Here is a 581-nt window from a genome sequence, read left to right as displayed (position 1 = left end):
ACCGACGCCGTCACCACCCGATCCCCCTCGGGACTGAAGGCCACCGTCCGCACCTCCGCCCCATGCCCCTTGAGCAGCACCGGGTCCGCGTCGCCGAGCCGCCACACCGCCGCCGTGCCATCCGCGTGCGCCGTGGCCAGGTGCTCGCCCCGAGGGCTGAAGGCCAGGGCCTGCACCGCGCCCGCACGGCGCTGCAACGTGAGCGCCTGGGGCTGCGCGCGCCAGCTCCACACGCGCGCACTGCCGTCCCTCGAGGCCGTCACCACCCGCTCCCCGTCCGAGCCGAAGCTCGCGGACAGCACCTCATCCGTGTGTCCCCGCAACTCCACCACCGGGCCCGCTCCATCCGTGCGCCGTACCCGCGCCGTCCCGTCCCTCGCCGCCGTCACCACCCACCGGCCATCCGGGCTGAAGGCCACCGACACGGTCTCCCCAGTGTCTCCCGCCAGCCTCATCGCCCCGCCCTTCCCGTCCGCCCGCCACAGCCGCACCGAGCCATCCGCGTGCGCGCTCACCACCAGCCCTCCCTCCGGGCTGAAGGCCACCGCGTTGACGAAGCCGGAGTCACTGGGCTGCACGCT

1 protein-coding gene is annotated in these 581 nt (G+C 74.9%); it reads right to left on the bottom strand.

Annotated features, from left to right (window positions below):
• Positions 1 to 581, bottom strand: a 581-nt coding sequence (locus Q664_RS25010) for a WD40 repeat domain-containing protein (RefSeq protein WP_043400727.1), incomplete at both ends; no start/stop codon positions are given.

The sequence above is a fragment of the Archangium violaceum Cb vi76 genome, assembly GCF_000733295.1.
Taxonomy (GTDB): Bacteria; Myxococcota; Myxococcia; order Myxococcales; family Myxococcaceae; genus Archangium; species Archangium violaceum.
Note: the sequence above shows the minus strand (reverse complement) of the source record. Positions and strands in the feature narration are given on the sequence as shown.